Here is a 22,079-nt window from a genome sequence, read left to right as displayed (position 1 = left end):
TATTGATCTGAGTTGCCGATCCCCCAGCAACCGGCAATCTCAACGTCCGTCCGTGCATCAGCATATCGATAATACAGGCCAACTGGGCAATGACCACGGCTAAGAAAATCCACGACATTGTGGGTATATAGCGTTTTGGTGGCAGCCTCTGCAACGTCCGCTTAACACACATCGTTCGCTAAAACCGACAGTCCGCTCACCACCCAAATCCGTCATTTAGAAGAAGTGGGATGCCAGCCTTCGCTGGCATGATGGGTTTGAAGCACAGTCGCTGATCCACCCAATTCGACCACTCGATCAGGGGCGCGACAATTGCTTTGCCGGGTTTGGGCCTTTCTCAGGGCAGTGCCGGCGCGTCCCCATGGGCCTCGCCCATGCGGCGGATGGCGGCGACCTTGGCGTGGAGCGGGGACCAGTCGTCGGACTGGTCGATCGCGCTCCAGATCGCCTCCACTTCGTCAATGTGCATGGAGCAGGGGGCCTCGTCCGACCAATAGGCGTGGTCGCGAGCGCCGGGGACGGGCGGGTGATCGGCCAGCCTGTCGCGCAGTTCGGCCCAGATCGGCTCGTTGTAGCGCGCCGGATTGCGGGGCGTGCCGCCGCGCCAGTCGTGAAAGAAGATGTCGATCGGCGTCGCGCTGGTCATCATCGCGCGCACGGCGGTTTCGGTCATGGCGGCGCTGTCCGCGCCTGGCTGGACGCCGAGGCGCCAGCAGAAGCGGCGCTGCATCGCCTGGGCATAGAGGGCGGGGAAGCGTTCGAGCTGTTCGATCAGCGGCGGCGCCTCGGTGAGTGGGCGCAGCGATACGGCGAGCTGGGCGACGTCCCAATGGATCGCCTCGGCCTGGCGGGCGAAGGCATAGAGGCCAGCATGGTCGAAATAGGCGGCGGTGAAATTCGCGTCCCACAGCGGCGTGAAGCGCCAGGGGCCATAGTCGAAGCTTTCGCCGGTCACATTGATATTGTCGCTGTTGAGCACGCCATGGACGAAGCCGGCGACCATGTAGCTGGCGGCCAGATCTGCGGTACGATCGACCACGCGGCCGAGCAGCTGGGCGGGTGGATTGTCGCCGGGTTGCGCCCCATAGAGGCGGGTCAGGGCATAGTCGGTCAGCCGTTCGAGCAGGCCATTATCCTCGATATAGGCGGCGCGCTGGAAGCTGCCGATGCGGACATGGGAATGGCTGAGGCGGACCATCGCCGCGCCGCGCGTGGGCGAGGGTTCGTCATTGCGCTCCAGTGCCTCGCCGGTCTCGATGATCGAGAAGGTCTTCGACGTGTTGACGCCCAGCGCCTCCAGCATCTCCGTCGCCAATATCTCGCGCACGCCGCCCTTGAGCGTCAGGCGGCCGTCGCCGAAGCGGCTATAGGGGGTCTGGCCCGATCCCTTGGTGCCCAGGTCGAGCAGGCGGCCGTCCGCGTCGCGGAGCTGGGCGAAGAGAAAGCCGCGGCCGTCGCCGATGTCGGGATTATAGTTGCGGAACTGATGACCATGGTATCGCAGGGCGAGCGGCTGGGGGAGAGTGCCGGGCAGGGGCGTGAAGCGGCCGAAATGGGCGATCCACTCGTCGTCGCTCAGATGATCGAGGCCGACGGTGGCGGCGGCGCGGTCATTGCGGAAACGCAACAGGGTCTGCGGAAAGTCCGCGGCACTCACCGGATCGGCGATGTCGGGCATCAGCGCGGTGATTTCCGTTGCGGGGCTGTAATTGGCGGCTTGCGGCTTGTTGTCCATGCGGCGATATGGGGGAGCATGGGCGGAAGGATCAAGCTTGACCGGCTATAGTGACGGATATTGGTGGTCCCCCGATGGACTGCGGCTGCATTATCGCGACTATGCGGGCGGCGAGGACGGGCGGCCGCCCCTGCTGTGCCTGCCGGGGCTGACCCGCAATGCGCGCGATTTCGAGCCGCTGGCGCAGCGGCTGGCGGGCGAGTGGCGGCTGATCTGCCCGGATATGCGGGGGCGCGCGGAAAGCGCCTATGCCAAGGATCCGATGAGCTATGTGCCGCTCACCTATTTGCAGGATATCGGTCGGTTGCTGGCGGACCTGGCGATCACCCGCTTCGTCGCGGTCGGCACGTCGCTGGGCGGGATCATTACCATGCTGATTGCCGCGACCCATCGCGAATGGCTGGCGGGCGCGGTGCTGAATGACGTCGGGCCGACGCTGGACGAGGCGGGGCTGGACCGGATTCGCGGCTATGTCGGCGTGGGGCAATCGCACCCCAGCTGGGTTCATGCAGCCCGCGCGCTGGAAGAGGCGAACGGGGATGTCTATCCGGCCTATGGGCTGGAGCAATGGCTGGCCATGGCCAAGCGCCTTTATCGGCTGAACAGCGGCGGGCGGATCGTGCTCGACTATGACATGCGCATCGCCGAGCCGCTGCGTGCGCCCGGTGGCGAGGCCGGTGTCGACATGTGGCCGGTAATGGCCGCGTTCCAAGGCATTCCGACCCTGTTGCTGCGCGGCGACCGGTCGGACCTGCTGAGCGAACCGACGGCGGCGCGGATGGCGCGCGAGGTGGGGGCGAGCGCCGAACTGGTGACGGTGCCCGATGTCGGGCATGCGCCAGCGCTGGACGAGCCGGAAGCGGTGGCCGGGATCGACCGCCTGCTGGAGCGCGTGCTGCGTGGCTGATGGCGGCGGCGTGCAGCGGGGCAATCCGCCGCGCATCCTGCATATCCATGGCAGTTTCACTTTGGGTGGCAAGGAAGCGCGTTCCATCCGGCTGATGAACATCTGGGGTGACAGGGCGCGACATAGTATCGTCAGTGCCGCGCCCGAGGCGCTGGGCGCTCGCACCGCGATCGAGCCGCAGGTGCCCGTCGATTTTCCTGCTTCGCCGGCTTTTGCCGGAAGGCCGGGGCTGGCGCGGTTTCGCGCGATCGCGCAGTTCCTGACCGGTTATGACCTGGTGCTGGGCTATAATTGGGGGGCGATGGACGGGGTGATGGCGCACCGGCTGTTCGCCCGGTCGATGGGCCTGCCGCCGCTGATCCATCATGAGGATGGCTTCAACGCCGATGAGGCGGCGGGGCTGAAGCCGCAGCGCAATCTCTATCGCCGCATGGCACTGAGCCGGGCGCAGGCGCTGGTGGTGCCGTCGGCGCGGCTGGAGCAGATCGCGCATCGGGCATGGAAGCAGCCGGCGGGCAAGGTGCATCTGATCCGCAACGGCACCGATGTGGCGCGCTATGCCGAAGCGCCGGCGCCCGATGCGATACCGGGGCTGGTGTGCACGCCGGGCAAGCTGCTCGTCGGCACGCTGGCGGGGTTGCGCGCGGTCAAGAATATCCCCCGACTGGTGCGCGCGGTGGCGGCCCATCGCGAGCGGCTGCAACTGGTGGTGGTGGGCGAGGGGCCGGAGCGCGAGGCGATCCTGGCCGAGGCAGCGGCGCAGGGGCTGGACGATATCTGCCTGGCGGGGTTCATGGCCGATCCCTGGCGCTTCGTCGGCCTGTTCGACATTTTTGCGCTGTCGTCGGACAGCGAGCAATTTCCGATCTCGCTGGTGGAGGGAATGGCGGCCGGGTTGCCGGTGGCGTCCACCGATGTCGGTGATGTCGCCAACATGGTTGCCCCAGCCAATCGGCCCTTCGTTGTGGCTGATGAGCGGGAGCTTGCGGATGCGCTGGGGACATTGGCGGCGGACGCGGAATTGCGTGCCGCGCTAGGCGCCGCCAATCGGGCGCGGGCGCAGCGCGATTTCGACGAAAAGACCATGGTCGACGCCTATGCCGCATTATATGGCGGGGCTCTGGCCAGCCCATATATTTTGCGCTAGGGCGCGCGATATTCGTCATCCCTGACAAGAACTGTTATAGGACGACATTTCGCCGGTCTGGGGAGGCCGGTCATTTTTCGCGGGAGAAGTCGTTGTTCAAGGGTTTGAAACCCATCGTCTATGGTGGCCGTGAAGTCTGGCCGCTGGTCGAAGGTGGCAAGGGTGTTGCTGTTTCCAACCATGCCAGCTCGGGCGCCTGGGCGGCTGCCGGGGGCATTGGCACGGTATCGGCGGTCAATGCCGACAGCTATGACTCCATGGGCAATATCATCCCGCAAATCTATCATGGCCGCACCCGTCGCGACCGCCATGAGGAACTGATCGCCTATGCCATTGACGGCGCGGTCGAGCAGGTGAAGCGCGCCTATGAAATTGCCGGCGGCAAGGGCGCGATCAACATCAACGTGCTGTGGGAAATGGGCGGTGCGCAGCGCGTGCTGCACGGCGTGCTGGAAAAGACAAAGGGGATGGTCGCCGGCGTCACCTGTGGCGCGGGCATGCCCTACAAGCTCAGTGAAATCGCCGCCTCCTACAATGTCAGCTATCTGCCGATCGTGTCGTCGGGCCGTGCCTTCCGCGCGCTGTGGAAGCGGGCTTACTCCAAGGCGTCGGAATGGCTGGGCGCGGTGGTCTATGAGGATCCCTGGCTGGCCGGCGGCCACAACGGCCTGTCGAACGCGGAGGATCCGCGCGCGCCGCAGGATCCCTATCCGCGCGTGCGCGACCTGCGCGCGACCATGCGCGAGGGCGGTATTTCCGACGACGTGCCGATCGTCATGGCCGGCGGCGTATGGGCGCTCAAGGACTGGAACGACTGGATCGACAATCCCGAGCTGGGCGCGATCATGTTCCAGTTCGGCACCCGTCCGCTGCTGACCCAGGAAAGCCCGATCCCGCAGGATTGGAAGGACCGGTTGATGCAGCTGGAGCCGGGCGACGTGCTGCTGCACAAATTCTCCCCCACCGGCTTCTACAGCTCGGCGATCCGCAATCCCTTCCTGCGTTCGCTCGAAGCACGGTCGGATCGCCAGATCCCGTTCAGCACCGAGCAGGCAGGCGACCATACCCATCAGCTCGACGCGGGCGTGAAGGGCAAGAATTTCTGGGTGACGGTCGGTGACCTGCTGCGCGCGCGCGAATGGGTGGGCCAGGGCTTCACCTCCGCGCTCAAGACGCCGGACAATACGCTCGTCTTCGTGACCGAGGAAGAGAAGGCCGAAATCCGCAAGGACCAGACCGATTGCATGGGCTGCCTGTCGCAGTGCAGCTTCTCCAGCTGGATGGACAGCGAGACCAATTCGACCGGTCGCCTGGCCGATCCGCGCAGCTTCTGCATCCAGAAGTCGTTGCAGGAATCGGTCCATGGCGGCGACCTGGACAAGAATCTGCTGTTCGCCGGCCATGCTGCCTATCGCTTCAAGCAGGACCCCTTCTATTCGAACGGGTTCGTGCCGACCGTGAAGCAACTGGTCGACCGCATTCTGACGGGCGACTGATGGCAGCGGACATTCAGGGCTTGGCGGTGCTGCATTATGACACGCCGCATTTCGACGTGGTACGGCCGGGGCAGTTCGTGCTCTGCGCCGTATCGGGTGTGCGAATCGACCTCGACGACCTCAAATATTGGAGCGCCGAGTTTCAGGAGGCCTATCGCGGGCCGGAGGAGGCGACGGCGTCCTTCCTGCGTCACCGCGGCGCAGCATTTCGCTGATCAGCGGTAAGTGTTTGCCGATATTCGGCTTTTTGGAAACGTTCGATTAGTTGAATGATTGCTGTGCGCTGCAGCGAAAATTTCAAGATGGGGCGATTTCCATTCATCGCTCCAGCGGCACGGCTTGTCGCGAGATTGCTGTTCCCACACGCACTTATCTGATGTATTCTCCCTCAACAGGCGGCGCAGATCGTCTTTTGGGTGAAGGATGTGTCAGATGTCTCGTATTGATGTCTTCGGTGATCGTATCTGTCTTGTGAGCAGCCTGCTGATCCTGGGCTGGTTCATTTACAACGTGTCCTTCTAAACAGGGCACGACCGGAAAAGGTAGCGCGGTTCTTTTGGCGGTATAAGTCGCTGGATGCGCTCGACTTTTTTTAGTATTTGCGGGATTTCTCTTTCCTTTCGATAGCGGTATCGACTGGCAATTGCTGCCGGAACCGATATGAACGCCGGGAATGTCTTTTAGGGCGTCCCCGGGGCGTCCGTTCACGCCAGTCATGGGAGTAACCCGCCGTGAAAACCCGCGCCGCCGTCGCTTTTGAAGCGAAGAAGCCCCTCGAAATCGTCGAAGTCGATCTGGAAGGCCCCAAGGCGGGTGAAGTCCTGGTCGAGATCATGGCGACGGGCATCTGCCATACCGACGCCTATACGCTGGACGGGTTCGACAGCGAGGGCATCTTCCCCTCGATCCTGGGTCATGAGGGCGCGGGCATCGTCCGCGAAGTGGGTGCTGGCGTCACCAGCCTGGTGCCGGGCGACCATGTCATCCCGCTCTACACCCCCGAATGTCGCCAGTGTAAGTCCTGCCTGAGCGGCAAGACGAACCTGTGCACCGCGATCCGCGCGACGCAGGGCAAAGGCTTGATGCCGGACGGCACGACCCGCTTTTCCTACAAGGGCCAGCCGATCTTCCATTATATGGGCTGCTCGACCTTCTCCAACTTCACCGTCCTGCCCGAGATCGCGCTGGCCAAGATCCGCGAGGACGCGCCGTTCCAGAGCAGCTGCTATATCGGCTGCGGCGTCACCACGGGCGTGGGCGCGGTGATCAACACCGCCAAGGTGCAGGTGGGCGACAATGTCGTGATCTTCGGTCTGGGCGGCATCGGCCTCAACGTCATCCAGGGCGCGCGCCTGGCCGGTGCGAACAAGATTATCGGCGTCGACATCAATCCCGATCGCGAGGAATGGGGCCGCAGGTTCGGCATGACCGAGTTCCTCAACTCAAAGGGAATGAGCCGCGAGGAGGTGGTCGCCGCGATCGTCGCGATGACCGATGGCGGCGCGGACTACACGTTCGACGCCACCGGCAACACCGAGGTGATGCGCGTGGCGCTGGAAGCCTGCCATCGCGGCTGGGGCACCAGCATCATCATCGGCGTGGCCGAGGCCGGCAAGGAAATCAGCACCCGTCCGTTCCAGCTGGTCACGGGCCGCAACTGGCGCGGCACGGCCTTTGGCGGGGCCAAGGGCCGCACCGACGTGCCCAAGATCGTCGACATGTACATGACCGGAAAGATCGAGATCGACCCGATGATCACTCATGTCATGGGGCTGGAGGACATCAACAAGGGGTTCGATCTGATGCATGCGGGCGAGAGCATCCGCAGCGTCGTCGTCTTCTGAACCGATAACCCAACAGGAGAGTGACCATGTTCAGCCATGTGATGGTGGGATCGAATGATCTCGACGTTTCCCGCGCCTTTTATGATGCGCTGTTCGGTGCTGTCGACGGCAAGCCGGCGATGCAGGACGACAAGGGGCGGCTGATCTACATGCATGACGGCGCGCTGTTCATGGTCACAAAACCGATCGACGGGGAAGCCGCCTGCCATGCCAATGGCGGCACGATCGGTTTCCGCATGACATCGACCGAGCAGGCCGATGCCTGGCACGCGGCCGGGGTCGCGGCGGGCGGCACTGCTTGCGAAGATCCGCCGGGCGTACGCGAAGGCGGTTTCGGCAAGCTTTATCTCGCCTATCTGCGCGATCCCGCCGGCAACAAATTGTGCGGCCTGCATCGGATCGGCTGAGGAAGGAAGTACGGGTGGAGACGGTTTCGACCAACAAGGCCTTTGGCGGCATCCAGGGCGTCTATCGCCACGCCTCACGCGAGACGGGGACGGCGATGACCTTCTCCGTCTTCGTGCCGCCGCATGAACCCGGCGCGAAGCTGCCGGTGGTCTGGTATCTTTCCGGCCTCACCTGCACCCATGCCAATGTGACCGAGAAGGGCGAGTTTCGCCGCGCCTGCGCGGAACTGGGCCTGATCTTCGTTGCGCCCGATACCTCGCCACGCGGCGAGGGGGTCGCCGACGATCCGGACGGCGCCTGGGACTTCGGCCTGGGTGCAGGCTTCTATGTCGACGCGACACAGGCGCCCTATGCGGCCCATTATCGCATGTGGTCCTATGTGACGCAGGAATTGCCGGCGCTGATCGCGGAACAGTTCCCGGCCGACATGGATCGCCAGTCGATCATGGGGCACAGCATGGGCGGCCATGGCGCGCTGACCGTTGGACTCACCTATCCCGAGCGCTATCGCGCGGTGTCGGCCTTTGCGCCGATCGTCGCGCCGGGCCAGGTGCCCTGGGGCGAGAAGGCGCTGGGCGGCTATCTGGGCGACGACCGCGCGGCATGGCGCAAGCATGATGCGGTCGCATTGATCGAGGATGGCGCGCGGATCGATGCGCTGCTGGTGGACCAAGGCGCGGGTGACAGCTTCCTGGAAGGGCAGCTACGCCCCGAATTGCTGCGCGCGGCCTGCGATATGGCGGGTATCGATCTCTCGCTGAATTTGCGCGAGGGCTATGACCATAGCTATTATTTCATCTCCAGCTTCATGGACGATCATCTGCGCTGGCACGCGGCGCGGCTGGGCTGATGGCGGGCCGTCCGGGCAAAGCCCGGATGGTCGCGCCCCAAGATAAGCTATTTTGCCTTTCTCTACTTAATGAGTAGATAGGATGCCGAGCGTTTCGCTTCGCGGCTTTTGAAGGATGTCAGCTTGCTCCGCGTCACCAACGGCTAAAGCGCACGGTACCCAAGCGACAACGCCCGGTTTCGTGTTCCTCCCGCACAAGGAGAAGACGATGACCCACAAGCCCGTTCGTACCCGCCAGCAGCGCTTGCCCAAGAAGGCGCAGATCCATATCCCCCACAGCAGCTGGTCGCGGGTCGTGCCTCATCGCAGCGGCGAGGCCGTGCTGGCGCCGGACGATTTCTGGACTCGGCTGGGGCTTTAGCGCCGGAACGGATGCCGCGTCGTTCGGCGCTCTTACCGGAACACCACCGTCTTGCCGCCATTGCGCAGCACGCGCCGGTCGGCGAGCCAGCCGACGGCGCGGGCCAGCACCTGGGCCTCGATATCGCGGCCGATGCGGATCATGTCGTCGGCGGTGGCGCGATGGTCGACGCGCTCGACCGCCTGTTCGATGATCGGCCCTTCGTCGAGGTCGGCGGTGACGAAATGGGCGGTCGCGCCGATCAGCTTGACGCCGCGCTCATGGGCGCGGTGATAGGGGCGGGCGCCCTTGAAGCCGGGCAGGAAGCTGTGATGGATGTTGACGCAGCGGCCCGCCAGCCGATCGACCAGATTTTCCGACAGCACCTGCATGTAGCGGGCGAGGATCAGATATTCCGACCGGCTGCGATCGAACAGGTCGAGCAGGGCGGCCTCCTGCGCGGCCTTGTCGCCATTGGGCGGCAGCTCATGATAGGGGATGCCGTGCCATTCGGTGATGCGGCGCATGTCGGGATGGTTGGACACGACGCCCATGATGTCGACCGCCAGCGTGCCGGTCTGCCAGCGGTGCAGCAGGTCGGCGAGGCAATGAGAACCCTTCGACACGGCGATCAGCATGCGCGGGCGATCGGCGGCCTCGGTCAGGCGCCAGTCCATGGCGAAACGGGTGCCGATGTCGGCAAATTCGTCGCGCAAGCCGGCGGTGTCGAAGCGCATGCCGGTGTCGGTCGCCTCGAACGCGACGCGCATGAAGAAGAGGTCGGCCTCGCGATCGGCATATTGCTGGCTGTCGGTGATGAAGCCGCCCCGTTCGGCGAGGAACTGGCTGACCGCCGCGACGATGCCGACGCGGTCGGCACAGACCAGGGTCAGTATCCAGGACGGGATGGTCTTGTCGTTCACGGCATCGCCTCCAGCAATTCAGCGCAGGCGTTGCCTCAAGCTGGAGCCGCGATCAAGCCTTGGCGCTGGTCATGGCAAAGATGCCGGTGGCGTTACCGGTGTCGAAGGCAAGGTCCAGCTTGCCGGTGTCCGGGTCGATATCGCGGCTGATGAATTCGTAGAAGGAACCCGGCACGTTGCGCAGCTCGCGATCGGCGAAGAGGCGTTCGACGCTGTCGGCGCGGAAGGCGGTCTGGCGCACGCGGCCGGTCGCGGAGATTTCGAGCTTGGGCTTCATCGGCCGGTCTTCCGCCTTGAGGCGATCGGCCAGCGCGGCGACATCGGACACGCGATCGGTCGCATGGTTGAAGGCATTGCCTTCGGTCGCGATCCAGGCGGCTTCGTTGGAGCGGGAGAGCAGCAGCTCATAATCGGCAAAGGCCGGCGGTTCATGCTGGCGGTCGAAGGCGGAGACGATGATGGGCAGGGCGGCGGCGGCGGCATCGAAGCCGACCGGTTCGCCGGCGGCGTAGCGATCCAGCAGCGCGCGGGTAGGGGCGTCGAGCGGGTCGCGCGATGTGCCGAAGATGCGGGTCGCGGCCGCACCAAATTCCCCGTCAAACCGGTCGACATGCAGTTCGGAGAGGAAGAATTGCGGGATCGCCTCGGGCGCGTCGAGATGGACATAGGCGCGGCCGGTCATCTTGAGGCGATCGAGCGGATAGAGGGCGGCCAGGCGATAGCCCAAGGGCAGGAAGATGCGGGTGAAGGCATCCTCGCCGGCGGGGAGGGCGCCGGTCGGTCCCTCGGCAAAGCGGATGGTGCGCAGCGCGCCATGGTCGAACAGCACCCGGCCGCCGCGCGCCAGCGTGTCGGCGACATAGGCCGCGCCGCTCGGCACCCGTTCCAGCAGGTCGTGGAACAGGATGACGTTCATCGCCATCGCAAAGGCGGCGCGCGAGACGGTCGGGCCAGTTTCGGCGAGCAGTTCGGGATCGATCGCCAGTGCATTGAGCGCGGCATCGCCGGCGTCCGTGCCGAGCGCCGATTGGACCAGGGCGGCGATGCTTCCTTCATTCTGCGACGACATAAGAACGCTCCACGATGACAGCGCTCTTATCGCAGGATAGGGTGGGTCGCGCAAATAGGGAGCTGTCATCACTTGATGCGGAACTGGAATGGATAGGGCGCGCAAATGGCTGCCGCCGATGAGCGCGCTCAACAGTTTCGACGCGGCCGCGACCCATGGCAGCTTCTCGCGCGCCGGGGTGGAGGTGGGGCTGACCCAAAGCGCGGTCAGCCGCCAGATCGCGTTGCTGGAGGATTGGCTGCAGACCCCCCTATTCGATCGGGTCGGGCGGCGGGTGCAACTGAACGAGGCGGGGCAGGCCTATGCCGAGGAGATCCGCCCGGCGCTCGACCGGATCCGGCGCGCGACCCGGCGGGTGGCGGCGCGGCGGGCGCAGGGGGCGCTGCGGATCGCGACCCTGCCCAGTTTCGGCATGCGCTGGCTGGCGCCGCGCCTGCCGGGCTTGAGTGCGCTGCATCCCGAACTGGTGGTCGACTTTGCATCGCGATCCGACCCGTTCGATTTCGCGCAGGAGGAATTTGACGCGGCGATCCATTATGGCCTGCCGGAGGAATGGCCCGGCGTGGCGCAGGATTATCTGTTCCGCGAACAGATGGTGCCGGTCTGCGCGCCGGACTGGCTGGCGGCCAATGTGCTGCGGTCGCCCGCTGATCTGCTGGGCAAGCCGCTGCTGAGCCAGAGTTCGCGGCGCGACGCCTGGGCGCGCTGGTTCGCGGCGGCGGGCGTCGAGGCGGGGCCGTTGCCGCAGGGACCGGCATTCGAGCATTTCCTGATGCTGGCGCAGGCCGTGGTGGCTGGCGCGGGCGTGGCGTTGATCCCCAGCTTCCTGATCCGGCCGGAGCTGGAGGCGGGTAGCCTGGTCATCCCGTTCGACCGGCCGCTGTCGAGCGAACAGGCCTATTATCTGGTCTATCCCACGGGGCTGGGTGGCCATCCTGGGCTGGCGCGGTTTCGCGCCTGGATGCTGGCGCGCGCGGAAGAGGATTAATCGTCCGCGCTTTGCCTCACATTTTCTTGGGCATGCAGTCCGAACCGGCCGCCTTGATGCTGTTGCACAGGCGAGCGGCGTCGGCACTGCTGGCGATCGGACCAGCCTGAAGCCGGGTGACGGTGCCGGCCTTTACCAGATAGGGTTGATAGTTCGACAGGCCGTTCACCTTGCGGTTGAGTTGACTCCACAGTGCGCGGGCGCGGGCTTCATCACCAAAGGCGCCAAGCTGGACGCGCCAGTTGCCCGATGCGGCAGGGGCCGGTGCGCGCGCCGGGACAGGTGCGGCCTTGATCGGTGCCGGCTTTGCCGGAGCCGGCGATGCCTTGGAGGCGGCCGGTTGCGGTGCGGTTTTTGTGGGTGGCGGCAAAGGTGGCGCTGCAGCCAGCACTGTCGGCGCCGGAGTCGAGGCCGGTACGGCCGCGCTGCGCACCGGGGAGGGGGCGGCGCGGGGCGCATCGACTGGCGTGATGTTGGCCGCCATGGCGTTTTTCTTTTCGTCTGCCTCAAGATTGGCAGCCAGGGCCAAGCCCTGCTTGCGCTGCGCTTCGGGAATATATTTGTCCATCTGTTGCAGGCTGCTGGACGCCTGGGGCAGACCCGATGCGGACGCGCGGGTCATGAGTGCATAGGCGCGCACCCAGTCCTTGCCGACCATGTCGCCGTTGAACATGGCGGTGCCGACAATATATTGCGCCCGCGGTTCGCCCCGCGTCGCGGCGCGCTGAAGATAAGGCATGGCACCGGCGCGGTCGCCTTGCTGGAACATGAGGAGGCCCAGATTATCCTCGGCGCGGGCGTGGCCCTGCGCAGATGCCTTGCGATACCAATCCATTGCGGTCGAGAGGTCTGCGGGGACGCCGCGGCCCAGCTTATAGGCCTGGCCGAGATTGAACTGCGCATCGGCATCGCCGGCATTGGCAAGGGGGCGCCATTCGCCGATAGCCTTGCCATAATCGCCCTGCTGCCAGGCATCGACGCCGGCCTTGACGTCGGCCAGGGCCGGCAAGGCCATGCCCAGTACCGTTCCGAGCGCGACCGCTCCCCAGATACGCTTCATATCCATGCTCCAGACCGAAAGGTTCACCCGCCGATATCGCGAAATAAGGTTAATGGGTCCTTAGCATTGATGCCATCTTATCAAGGATATGGCCAATGATCGCATGTCGAGGAGGCATGCTCATCAGTTAACCGAATTTTAGGCGCCGTCATGGCAAGCCCGTCAGGAACTGGATTTACCTGGGGGAAGGCGCGTGCGCATATTGGCATTGGCATCGCAAAAGGGCGGATCGGGCAAGACCACCCTGTCCGGTCATCTGGCCGTGCAAGCTCAGCTTGCCGGCGCGGGCCCGGTGGTCCTGATCGACATCGACCCGCAGGGCTCGCTTGCCGACTGGTGGAACGAACGCGAGGCGGAATATCCCGCCTTCGCCCAGACGACGGTGGCGCGCCTTGCCGCTGATCTTGAAATCCTGCGTCAGCAGGGCTTCAAGCTGGCCGTCATTGATACGCCGCCGGCGATCACCATGGCGATCCAGAGCGTTATTTCGGTTGCCGAACTGATCGTCGTACCGACCCGTCCCAGCCCGCATGATCTGCGCGCCGTTGGCGCGACGGTCGATCTGTGTGAACGTGCAGGCAAGCCCTTGATCTTTGTCGTCAATGCGGCGACGCCCAAAGCGCGGATCACGTCGGAGGCCGCTGTCGCCCTGTCGCAACATGGCACGGTCGCACCGGTCACCCTGCATCACCGTACCGATTTCGCGGCATCGATGATCGATGGCCGTACCGTGATGGAGGTCGATCCCAAGGGGAAATCGGCCGCCGAGGTAACCGGTCTGTGGACGTATATCTCCGATCGCCTGGAGAAGAATTTTCGCCGCACGGTCTTCTCCGTGCCTCAGGGCAGTGTCGGCGTTGCTGCCGCTGCCCGTCCCGCAGGCGGTGGCTTTGGCCGCCGCGTCGTTGGCCAGTAAAGGAAGCAGGCACCATGGCTGAAGCCAAACCGATCGCCTCGCTGACCTCCGGTCTGCTTGCTCGCAAGGGCGCTGCGACGCCCGCCATGCGCCGCCCGATGCTGGGCTTTGGCCGTGCCGTCAACGGCGGCATGGTGACCGAAGACCTGGGTTGGAATGATATGGGCTTTGACGTGCCGACGCACGATGAGGAGCCAGGCGAGGCGATACCGCCTGCCGCGACCGGCCTGACGCCGATGACCGCCATGGTTTCGGTTCCGGCGGTCGTTGCCGAGCGCGAGGAACTGGCTGAACGCATCGCCAACGCGGTGCCCAATGCGGTTGCGCCGCCCAAGGCGGCAGAGCCTATGGCTGCGCCGATCAAGGTCGCAGCGCCTAAAGTCGCCAAGCCGAAGGTCGCGCTGTCCAAGACGGTGTCGATGGCTGGTGCATCGGGCCGCAAGGCGGCCTTCACCTTGCGGCTGGATGCCACCCGGCATCTCAAGCTGCGATTGGCCGCTGCGATCACCGGACGATCGGCACAGCAGGTCGTTACCGAATCCTTGGACGCATTTCTCGACGGCCTGCCCGAGATTGACCGGCTGGCCCAGCAGGTGCCGCACTCACGCGGCGAGCACTGATTGAAGGGGTGGGTAGGCAGATGAAACGCACGGCATTTGGAAAGGCAGCCCTTTCCTCTTTGGTGGTTGCGACCACGATGGTGGGATGCACGGGGGCGGCGTTCCGTTCCCACAGCGCGGCAGTGAGGCAGGAAAATCCGGACAAGTCCGTGACTGCTGCTGAAAAGGCGCTGGTTGCGCGCGATGGCGTGCAGGCAGTGCAGGCCGCCGAGGCTGCCGTGCGGGCCGCTCCCAATAATGCGAGCTATCGACAGCTGCTGGGGCGGGCCTATGTGCTGGAGGGGCGCTTTGCCTCAGCCGAGACGGCCTTCACCGATGCCATGACCCTGGGTAACAGCGACGCGCGGACCATTGTCAGCCTGGCGCTGGTGCAGGTTGCGCTGGGCAAGAGCGATGCGGCACGAAGCCTGCTGGCTGCCAACACAGATAATGTGCCGGCTGGGGACTATGGCCTGGCGATGGCCATGGCCGGCGACGCGACCGAAGGTGTGCGGATCCTGTCGGCCGCGATCCAGGATCCGTCGGCTACCGCGCGTACGCGCCAGAATCTGGCCTATGCCTATGCGCTGGCCGGCCGCTGGAAGGATGCGCGTTTGGTCGTGGGCATGGACCTTGCACCACTGGCTGCCAATCAGCGCATTGTGCAGTGGGCCGCGACGGCTGAACCGAGCCTGGCGCCGCAGCGTGTCGCTGCGTTGATGGGCGTTAGCATTGATGCCGCCGATGCCGGTCTGCCCGCTGCCCTGGCGCTGGCGCCTGCTGCGTCGGACGCTGCCCCGACCGCTCTGGCGGAAGCGGCGCCGGAGGCTGCGCCGGCACCGATCGCCGATTTGCCGAACCCGGTGCAGACGGCCGCTGTCGAGGTAACCCCGACTGCGACCCTCACGACACGCATCATTGAAACTGCCGTACCAGCCTCGACGCCGGCGGCGAAGCCTGCGGCCGTTGTCGCGCCCAAGGCTGCCTCCAAGCCGGCCCCGGTGCGGACAGCTGCGAAGCGGGACTTCATTGTCGAAGGCCCCGCAGGCAAGGCCAAGCCGGTGAAAATCGCCAAGGCGACGACGGTTGCTGCGCCAGCGGCGCGGATGCAGCAGGTCGCCTTTATCAAGCCGGTGACGACGGGCGCGAGCAACTGGGTGGTCCAGTTGGGTGCCTATGCCTCACCGGCGATCGCCAAGGACAAGTGGATGTCGATGGCGCGGGTCAACGATCGGATTGCCGCCTTCCCGGTGCTGACCAGTCAGGCGACGGTCAACGGCAAGATCTTTCACCGTCTGGCCATCAGTGGCTTTGGTAATCGCGCCGATGCACAGACGCTGTGTCAGTCGATCAAGGCACAGCGCGGCCAATGTTTCGTGCGCGAAGGCGCCCCGAATGCGATGCCGCAGCGCTGGGCTGTCGCCGCGCCGCGCGGTCGCCAGTTCGCGTCACGCTGATCCCTGGCGGCGCGCCAGCGCGCACCTTCACACGGCTATATTACGGGCTGCGTCGAAAGGCGTGGCCCGTACTGCATTTGCGCCATGTCGATGTCGGGGCAGGGCAAGGGCTGCAAGAGGCGCACGCGAGTCTATAGACAAGGCATTCGCGTAGATTGTTGGAGATGATCTGTTGTCCGACGCGGCAGTTGCGGCGTGGAAATTGGCTCCCCGAGTAGGATTCGAACCTACGGCCATTCGATTAACAGTCGAATGCTCTACCGCTGAGCTATCGGGGAGCAGTCCGGATTTCGCCGGACAGGCGGCGCATATGCAGCGGCTTTTGGCAAATGGCAAGAGCCAGTGTGAACATCGCGGCAAAAAAACAAAATGGCCTGATTCTCGGTCTCTGCGCGCTTGGATTTCATGCGCTTCCCTTGCGACCCAATCTACCGTTGGGCGGTGCAGGGAACAGAAATGCGGGTTGGAATGTTCTTCTCCCGTAACCACCCTGGGAGGCTGCCATGACCGAACATAATGCGAGTCCCGCTGCGGATCGGCTTTCCGATCAGCGCTTCAAGCAGGAACTTGCCGCTGCGCTGCCTCAATTGCGGGCCTTCGGGCGCGGCTTGTGCGGCGACCGGGATATGGCCGACGATCTTGTTCAGGAAACGATGCTGAAAGCCTGGGCGGCCCGCGCGCGGTTCGTCGCGGGGACCAATTTCAGGGCGTGGACCTTCACCATCCTTCGCAATCATTATTTCAGCCTCACCCGTCGTCGCAAGTTCGTCGGATCGTGGGATGATCTGGTCGCGGATCGAGTCCTTGCCGCACCAGCCGGGCAGGAGAAGGCGGCGGAACTGGCCGATTTGATGCGGGGGCTTGCACAACTTCCGGCACCCCAGCGCGAAGCGCTCATTCTGGTCGGTGCCGGTGGCTTCGCTTATGAGGAAGCAGCCGAAATCATGGGAACAGCCGTAGGGACGGTCAAGAGCCGGGTCGCGCGGGCGCGCGCGGCGCTTGAGCTGCTGATGGAGGGCGGTTCGCTTCAGACGGCGAGATCGGACTTCGAGGGCGAGCAAGGTAGCGTAGTCAGCATTTTTGCCTATCTGACCGCCATCGAGCAGCGGTTTGCCAGAAGCCGGCTGGGAGCGCGGACGACGCCTCTCGCAGCCGTTGCCTGACACATTATTCGCCAATATATGATCGCAAAATGGCGCGGTTTCAAACTGATGGGGCCGTTTAAAAAGACCGTCAGCGCGGGATGATTAACCCCATGGGCATGCGGCCTGTCGTTGGCGATGCAGGCCATATTGGGGCGGATCGAAGAAGCATCGGCCATGTCGCAGGCATGTCATGCCTCACATGTCATTTGTGAGATATTGGCTGCAATTTCAGACGGCCGCGAAGGGGCGGAATTATCGATTGCTGGAATGCAGTGCCTGCATCCCAGCAATCGCGATATTTCTCAGAAAGCCGTCTTCTCTTCCACATGACCTTCCACATCCGCGCGGTCGATCCAGAAGGTTCGGAATTTCTTGTCGGCCAGCAATTGCAATTGGTCGCTATTGTGGCGGGAGCCAGGTTGGCTGCTATTGCCGTAGCTCATCAGGCCCACGGCTTTCATCGGCGTGCCAAATTCGACCATTGAGACCCATGTCTCGCCATGGACGGGGGTGCGCTCGCCATTCTTCATTGGCCCCCAGGTGATGGTGCGGAACACGCCGGTATTGCCGAAACCGCCATTGGCCGGCACGCTGACGTCCCCGATATGGAAGCGGGAAACCTCCCCGAACGGCCGGTCGATCGCCCCATAAAGCTGCTTCGTCTTCGCTACCGCGTCCTTCAGCATGGCGACGGCCATCGCCGGGTTTTTCAGGCCGCGGGGCGTTTCCAGCGGGTCGTCCAGCGTCCATTTGACGGCATAGTTGGACTGGTCGGTGAAATTCCTGGGCGCAAAGAGGCCGGCCCAGGTCTCGAACAGCAGCGCGGCGCGGCTGTCGGGTTCGAACCGATGGTCCCAGCCCTTGAGCAATGTCGTGGCGGCCTGCACATCGGCATCGTTCGATCCGGCGGCTGCCGCCAGCAGGTCAGGCAGCATCCGTTCCGCCATCAGCGAGGTGGTGGTCAGCTTGCGCGACACGAAATCGTCGAAGCTGATCTTGGGCGTCTGGCTCATCAGCTTGACCGACATCTGGGCGCGCTGGCTCATCGGCCCGACCGGCGCGACATAGGCGGGGAAGCTCTTGGGATCGAGCGCGCGGGGCCAGGTGGCCAGCCATGGCGGATCATTGGCGTTCTGGACGAAGCCGGTCGCCGGATCGAGCAGCTTGGGCATGTCATCATAGCTGTGGACATCCTTCCACAGCGTGGCCGACGTATCGCCCGGGACGGGGGCGGACCAATATTTGAGATCGCCGCTTTCATGCTTGGGCAGCAGGCCATTGTCGAGATAGAGGATATGGCCGGCGCGGTCGGCATAGATGATGTTGAACATCACCACCTGCATCTTGCGCAGCGCCTTTTCGAACGCCCCCCAGTCGCGCGCCTTGCCCATCTCCAGATATTGTTCCAGCACGCCTGGCCGGTCGAGCCCGGCGACCTTGAGCGCAACCGTCGTCTTGCCATCGGGCAGGGTGAAGACCGGGCCATGCACCGTGCTCTTCTGTTCGAAGCTGACCGTCTTCAGCGTGCCGTCGGCCTGCCTGACCTTGTAGCTTTTCGTGACGGCCTTGAACGGCAGCGTCTTGCCGTCGAAGCGATAGCCACCGCCCTCCAGCGTCAGCTTGTAGCTGGTGAAGCCCTGCATCGTGTTGACGGTATTGGTGAAGCCCAGATCATTGTTGAAGCCGAAGCGCAGCACCGGCAGGCCGACCTGCGTCGCGCCGTAGATGGCCAGGCCCGGCGCGGTTATCTGCGCCTCATAATAGGTCAGCTGACTGGGCGCCCAGGGCAGATGCGGGTTGGCGAGCAGCATCGCCTTGCCGCTGGCCGAGCGCGACGGCGCAACCGCCCAGGCATTCGAACCGCCCGCCTCGTTGATCGACGGGTCGGTCAGCACCTTGCGGTCGGACGCGATATAGCCGAAATTCATCAGCCGCTGGGCATGGGCGATGATGTCGACACCCTTGAGCGGCAGGACGACCTTCACCTCCGGCGCGATCTTGTCGGGATGGGCGGCGGCATAGGCATTTATCCCGGCCGCAAAGCCTTCGAGATTTTTCTGCATCTGCGGCGTCTGCTGCCTGAACCACTGGATGGACCGGGCAGGCACGTCATTGGCGACCAGCCATTTGTCCTGGCTTTCATATTTCTCGCCCCAATATTCGGCGGCGCGGGCACGGCTTTCGCCATACATGCGCAGCAGCAGATTGCCGTGGCTCTGGGCCTGAGCATAGCCAAAACCATAGAAGCCGCCTTCCTCGGTCTTGGCATAGATATGGGGTACGCCAAAACTATCCCACAGGATTTCGCCGCCACCCCAGGTCGTGGAAGGGGCCGCGACCGAGGCCGTTATCGCCGAGGATGCGGCCAGAGCCGCGAGCCATATCGTCATGTGGCGCATCGCCGTCATTTCTCCCGTCAGTGTAGAAAATGCGCCGTTCCTATGGGGAACGGCGCTTTATAGGTGATGGATCAGAAGCTCAGGCCGACGCGGCCATAGTAGAAGCCGCCGGTGAAGCCGATCGGGGAGGTTCCAGGGTAAAGGCCCTGGCCAAGCGTCGCGCTGACGTCGCTGGCGCGATTTTCATCGGGATAGACGTTGAAGATATTGTTCGCGCCGATCGCGATATTGACCAGCGGCGTGACCTGCCAGCTTGCCTCCAGGTCGGTGATCCACTTGGCGCCATAGCTGCGATCGTTCGGATAGGTGGTCACGCCGTTGCTGGTGACCCCGTTCTGGTAGGATTTGAAGCTGCCAAAGCGGGTCAGTCGCGTGGACAGGGTGAAGTCGCCCATCGTGGCCAGGTTGCTGATCGACAACTTGGTCTGGGGAAGATTATTGGTCATGTTGCTGCGGCGGGCGCGATCGAACAGGACATAGTCGCTGCCCAAGGCGGCAAGTTCCGGCGGATTGTCGATGATATGGGTGATCTTGGTCTTGTTATAGTTGAAGCCAAGGTTCCACTGCATGTTCACCGTATCGAACAGGCTGTGCCTGTAGGAGGCGACGACATCGACGCCGCGCGTGCGGGTATCGATGGCATTGGTATAATATTGCGCCGACAAGGTATTGGCCTGCGATGCCGGGATGCCGCTGGCGATCAGAATGTTGGAAATGGCTGTACCCGTCAGCGTGCTGGTGACGGTGATGCGATCATCCACGTCGATCTGATAGGCGTCGATCGTCAGGTTGAAATTGGGCAGCGGCGTCAGTACCACGCCGGCCGAGATGTTGAACGATGTTTCGGGCTGCAGCGGTTCTGCACCAAGCGCGATTGCCGCGGGATCATCGACGGCCAGCGTCTTGATCTGCAGCAACTGGTTGGGAACGCCGTTGACGGTGCGGAACTGGTTCGTCGTCTGGGTATAGATTTGCTGGGCAACGGCGGGTGCCCGGAAACCGGTATTGGCGGCCGCGCGGAAGGCGATCCAGTCGGTCGCTGCATAACGGCCGTTCACCTTCCAGATCAACGTATTGCCGCTGCCATCGTCATAATGCTCGAAACGGGCAGCCGCGCCGATCGTGATGTCCTTGTTGGGATCCCATGCCACGTCCGCATAAAGGGCATAATTGTCGCGCGACATATAGGCGGCATCCTCCGGCTGGAACCCGGCCGAGCTTTGCGCGCCCGGTGTCATGCCAGAAACGATGGCCGGGCCGACCGCATAGCTCGGCTCATCCCCGGCGAAGGTCTGGTAGCGTTCGTGGCGTTGCTGCGCGCCGGCTGAGACCTGGAGATTGCCGCCGCCGACATCATAGCCACGGGTCACGTCCAGCGAGGTAACGAACTCCGAGGATTTGAGCGTGCCGATATAGAATTCGGTCGGACTGAGTGTGCCCAGCGAGGGATTGAGCGTACCTTCTGACGACTGGCGCGCGCGATTGCGACCATAGCCGGTGGAGAAATCCCAATCCCAGCCCGCGACTTCGCCCTTGGCGCCGACGGTGAATTCGAAATCTTCCTCGTCGATCATGATGTGCGGGCGGTAGCCGCCGGGATAGATGCCCATGACATTGTTGATGTCCTTGGGATAACGATAGCTGTACCACAGGTCCGAGCGTCGCTGGCTGTAGGTGCCGAAGGCGTAGAGTTGGACACCGCCCAGATCATATCCCGCATTGAGCGCGGTATTGATGCTGCGCGAGGGCATGACGCCATAGCTGGTGGTAACGATTCTCTCGGTGCCGACCGCGGCCGCATCGCGCGGATCGAGCTGCCCGTTCACCAGCGGATAGAGGCAAGTCGTCGTCGCCGTTACCGAACAGTCGGCCAGCGGCAGTGCGCGGTTCGACATTTCCTGCTTCTTGAGATTGAGCGACAGGTTCGCAAAGCCGTTCGCGCCCAGCTTCATCCCGAAATTGAGATCGGCCTGATAAAGTTCGCCGTCAGACCGGTCGAAATTCTGGCCGGCGGTGAAATTGGCTGACCCGCCACTGCTGTCATCCTTCAGGATGATATTGATGACGCCGGCAATGGCATCCGAGCCATATTGGGCGGCCGCGCCATCGCGCAACACTTCAATATGATCGACGGCCGCAGTCGGGATCATGTCGAGATCGGCCGGAACCGAGCCATTATAGAGCGACGACACAGCGTTGATGAGCGAGGTTTTATGGCGGCGCTTGCCGTTGACCAGGATCAGCGCCTGATCGGGATTGAGGCCGCGCAGGCCGCCGGTCGCGATGACGGTGGAGGTGGCGCCGCCCGCCCGTACCGGCAGGTTGAAGGAGGGCACGAGCGTGTTGAGGGCCTGGAACACACCCGCCTTGCCGGTCCGGGTCAGGTCCGCGCCGGAAATGACGTCGATCGGCGTCGGGCTGTCGGTGACGGTGCGGGCCTGGCCACGCGACCCGGTCACGACGATCGCAGGGCCAGGGGCTTCCTCGGCGGCCGCGGTGCTGGCCTGCGGCACGGCGCTGGCCTGCATCGCGAAGGGAAGGGCGGTGACGCCCAGGCTCGCGACTTCGACGGCGCGGATCTTGTGCGCCTGGGCGCTCAGCGACAGGGCAATGACATTGTTGTTCGACAGCGTGATCTTCAGCCCCGATCCGGCGATCAGCCGCTGGAGGGCGACATCGGGTGTCATCTTGCCGTTGACCGACTGGGCATGAAGGCCGGCAACCTGGTCGTAGGGGAAGAGAAGCTGGATGCCCGACTGCTTGGCAAAGAGCGTCAGGGCCGTCTGCATCGACTGG

Annotated in this window: 19 protein-coding genes and 1 tRNA gene; 13 read left to right on the top strand and 7 right to left on the bottom strand. The window is 64.0% G+C overall.

The window, feature by feature from the left end; all coding sequences use genetic code 11:
- Positions 1-337: 337 nt before the first annotated feature.
- Positions 338-1,735, bottom strand: coding sequence for a protein adenylyltransferase SelO family protein (locus PMI04_RS13310; protein WP_007712047.1), 1,398 nt, complete (start codon positions 1,733-1,735; stop codon positions 338-340).
- A gap of 37 nt (positions 1,736-1,772) precedes the next feature.
- On the opposite strand from PMI04_RS13310, the gene PMI04_RS13305 reads away from it, so the two are divergent.
- From PMI04_RS13305 to PMI04_RS13270, 8 genes are all read left to right on the top strand, one after another.
- Complete coding sequence (locus PMI04_RS13305) at positions 1,773-2,642, top strand: alpha/beta hydrolase (RefSeq protein ID WP_007712049.1); 870 nt, start codon at positions 1,773-1,775, stop codon at positions 2,640-2,642.
- Entirely contained in the window at positions 2,635-3,789 is a 1,155-nt protein-coding gene (locus tag PMI04_RS13300) for a glycosyltransferase (RefSeq protein WP_007712052.1), read from the top strand. The genes PMI04_RS13305 and PMI04_RS13300 overlap by 8 nt, the downstream gene beginning before the upstream one ends.
- Before the next feature lie 92 nt (positions 3,790-3,881).
- Entirely contained in the window at positions 3,882-5,285 is a 1,404-nt protein-coding gene (locus tag PMI04_RS13295) for a nitronate monooxygenase (RefSeq protein WP_004212237.1), read from the top strand.
- Positions 5,285-5,500, top strand: coding sequence for a DUF2093 domain-containing protein (locus PMI04_RS13290; protein ID WP_007712055.1), 216 nt, complete (start codon positions 5,285-5,287; stop codon positions 5,498-5,500). The genes PMI04_RS13295 and PMI04_RS13290 overlap by 1 nt, the downstream gene beginning before the upstream one ends.
- Before the next feature lie 516 nt (positions 5,501-6,016).
- Positions 6,017-7,129 (top strand): S-(hydroxymethyl)glutathione dehydrogenase/class III alcohol dehydrogenase, encoded by a 1,113-nt coding sequence (locus PMI04_RS13285; RefSeq protein ID WP_007712058.1) that lies wholly within the window; start codon positions 6,017-6,019, stop codon positions 7,127-7,129.
- A gap of 26 nt (positions 7,130-7,155) precedes the next feature.
- Positions 7,156-7,536: a VOC family protein gene (locus PMI04_RS13280; RefSeq protein WP_007712060.1), complete on the top strand. Its 381-nt coding sequence runs from the start codon at positions 7,156-7,158 to the stop codon at positions 7,534-7,536.
- Positions 7,537-7,550: 14 nt separating this feature from the next.
- On the top strand, positions 7,551-8,387 hold the full coding sequence (fghA, locus tag PMI04_RS13275; RefSeq protein WP_007712068.1) for an S-formylglutathione hydrolase: 837 nt from the start codon (positions 7,551-7,553) through the stop codon (positions 8,385-8,387).
- 208 nt (positions 8,388-8,595) lie between these two features.
- The gene (locus PMI04_RS13270; RefSeq protein ID WP_007712069.1) at positions 8,596-8,748 is read left to right on the top strand and encodes a hypothetical protein; all 153 of its coding nucleotides are present in this window, start codon (positions 8,596-8,598) and stop codon (positions 8,746-8,748) included.
- A gap of 32 nt (positions 8,749-8,780) precedes the next feature.
- Here PMI04_RS13270 and purU read toward each other — a convergent pair whose 3' ends face one another.
- Entirely contained in the window at positions 8,781-9,650 is an 870-nt protein-coding gene (gene purU / locus PMI04_RS13265) for a formyltetrahydrofolate deformylase (RefSeq protein ID WP_007712070.1), read from the bottom strand.
- Positions 9,651-9,702: 52 nt separating this feature from the next.
- Complete coding sequence (locus PMI04_RS13260; RefSeq protein ID WP_007712071.1) at positions 9,703-10,719, bottom strand: DUF1338 domain-containing protein; 1,017 nt, start codon at positions 10,717-10,719, stop codon at positions 9,703-9,705.
- A gap of 88 nt (positions 10,720-10,807) precedes the next feature.
- On the opposite strand from PMI04_RS13260, the gene gcvA reads away from it, so the two are divergent.
- Complete coding sequence (gcvA, locus tag PMI04_RS13255) at positions 10,808-11,707, top strand: transcriptional regulator GcvA (RefSeq protein WP_007712072.1); 900 nt, start codon at positions 10,808-10,810, stop codon at positions 11,705-11,707.
- A gap of 16 nt (positions 11,708-11,723) precedes the next feature.
- On the opposite strand, the gene PMI04_RS13250 is transcribed toward gcvA, so the two are convergent.
- Entirely contained in the window at positions 11,724-12,773 is a 1,050-nt protein-coding gene (locus tag PMI04_RS13250; protein WP_037486793.1) for an SPOR domain-containing protein, read from the bottom strand.
- Positions 12,774-12,960: 187 nt separating this feature from the next.
- Between PMI04_RS13250 and PMI04_RS13245 the strand changes: the two genes are divergently transcribed.
- The 3 genes from PMI04_RS13245 to PMI04_RS13235 are packed head-to-tail and all read left to right on the top strand — an operon-like array spanning position 12,961 to position 15,739.
- On the top strand, positions 12,961-13,683 hold the full coding sequence (locus PMI04_RS13245) for a ParA family protein (protein ID WP_007712074.1): 723 nt from the start codon (positions 12,961-12,963) through the stop codon (positions 13,681-13,683).
- 14 nt (positions 13,684-13,697) lie between these two features.
- Complete coding sequence (locus PMI04_RS13240) at positions 13,698-14,303, top strand: hypothetical protein (RefSeq protein ID WP_007712076.1); 606 nt, start codon at positions 13,698-13,700, stop codon at positions 14,301-14,303.
- 20 nt (positions 14,304-14,323) lie between these two features.
- The gene (locus tag PMI04_RS13235; RefSeq protein ID WP_007712079.1) at positions 14,324-15,739 is read left to right on the top strand and encodes an SPOR domain-containing protein; all 1,416 of its coding nucleotides are present in this window, start codon (positions 14,324-14,326) and stop codon (positions 15,737-15,739) included.
- Between the two features lie 203 nt (positions 15,740-15,942).
- On the opposite strand, the gene PMI04_RS13230 is transcribed toward PMI04_RS13235, so the two are convergent.
- Positions 15,943-16,017: transfer RNA gene (locus PMI04_RS13230), tRNA-Asn, on the bottom strand.
- A gap of 225 nt (positions 16,018-16,242) precedes the next feature.
- Here PMI04_RS13230 and PMI04_RS13225 point away from each other — a divergent pair.
- Positions 16,243-16,902: a sigma-70 family RNA polymerase sigma factor gene (locus tag PMI04_RS13225; RefSeq protein ID WP_007712081.1), complete on the top strand. Its 660-nt coding sequence runs from the start codon at positions 16,243-16,245 to the stop codon at positions 16,900-16,902.
- Between the two features lie 284 nt (positions 16,903-17,186).
- Here the strand turns inward: PMI04_RS13225 and PMI04_RS13220 are convergent, their stop codons facing one another.
- Both PMI04_RS13220 and PMI04_RS13215 read right to left on the bottom strand, forming a co-directional pair.
- Positions 17,187-19,274, bottom strand: a complete 2,088-nt coding sequence (locus tag PMI04_RS13220) for an acylase (protein ID WP_238535948.1) — start codon at positions 19,272-19,274, stop codon at positions 17,187-17,189.
- A gap of 80 nt (positions 19,275-19,354) precedes the next feature.
- Complete coding sequence (locus tag PMI04_RS13215) at positions 19,355-22,072, bottom strand: TonB-dependent receptor (protein ID WP_238535949.1); 2,718 nt, start codon at positions 22,070-22,072, stop codon at positions 19,355-19,357.
- Positions 22,073-22,079: the final 7 nt, after the last annotated feature.

It is taken from the genome of Sphingobium sp. AP49 (assembly GCF_000281715.2).
In the GTDB taxonomy this organism is placed as follows: domain Bacteria; phylum Pseudomonadota; class Alphaproteobacteria; order Sphingomonadales; family Sphingomonadaceae; genus Sphingobium.
Note: the sequence above shows the minus strand (reverse complement) of the source record. Positions and strands in the feature narration are given on the sequence as shown.

Bases quoted from the DNA above. Each gene is read 5' to 3' on its own strand.
- PMI04_RS13310 (WP_007712047.1), bottom strand. From the start codon at position 1,735: ATGGACAACAAGCCGCAAGCCGCCAATTACAGCCCCGCAACGGAAATC.
- PMI04_RS13290 (WP_007712055.1), top strand. From the start codon at position 5,285: ATGGCAGCGGACATTCAGGGCTTGGCGGTGCTGCATTATGACACGCCG.
- PMI04_RS13280 (WP_007712060.1), top strand. From the start codon at position 7,156: ATGTTCAGCCATGTGATGGTGGGATCGAATGATCTCGACGTTTCCCGC.
- PMI04_RS13270 (WP_007712069.1), top strand. From the start codon at position 8,596: ATGACCCACAAGCCCGTTCGTACCCGCCAGCAGCGCTTGCCCAAGAAG.
- PMI04_RS13260 (WP_007712071.1), bottom strand. From the start codon at position 10,719: ATGTCGTCGCAGAATGAAGGAAGCATCGCCGCCCTGGTCCAATCGGCG.
- gcvA (WP_007712072.1), top strand. From the start codon at position 10,808: ATGGATAGGGCGCGCAAATGGCTGCCGCCGATGAGCGCGCTCAACAGT.
- PMI04_RS13250 (WP_037486793.1), bottom strand. From the start codon at position 12,773: ATGGATATGAAGCGTATCTGGGGAGCGGTCGCGCTCGGAACGGTACTG.
- PMI04_RS13240 (WP_007712076.1), top strand. From the start codon at position 13,698: ATGGCTGAAGCCAAACCGATCGCCTCGCTGACCTCCGGTCTGCTTGCT.
- PMI04_RS13235 (WP_007712079.1), top strand. From the start codon at position 14,324: ATGAAACGCACGGCATTTGGAAAGGCAGCCCTTTCCTCTTTGGTGGTT.
- PMI04_RS13225 (WP_007712081.1), top strand. From the start codon at position 16,243: ATGACCGAACATAATGCGAGTCCCGCTGCGGATCGGCTTTCCGATCAG.
- PMI04_RS13220 (WP_238535948.1), bottom strand. From the start codon at position 19,274: ATGACGATATGGCTCGCGGCTCTGGCCGCATCCTCGGCGATAACGGCC.
- PMI04_RS13215 (WP_238535949.1), bottom strand. From the start codon at position 22,072: ATGCAGACGGCCCTGACGCTCTTTGCCAAGCAGTCGGGCATCCAGCTT.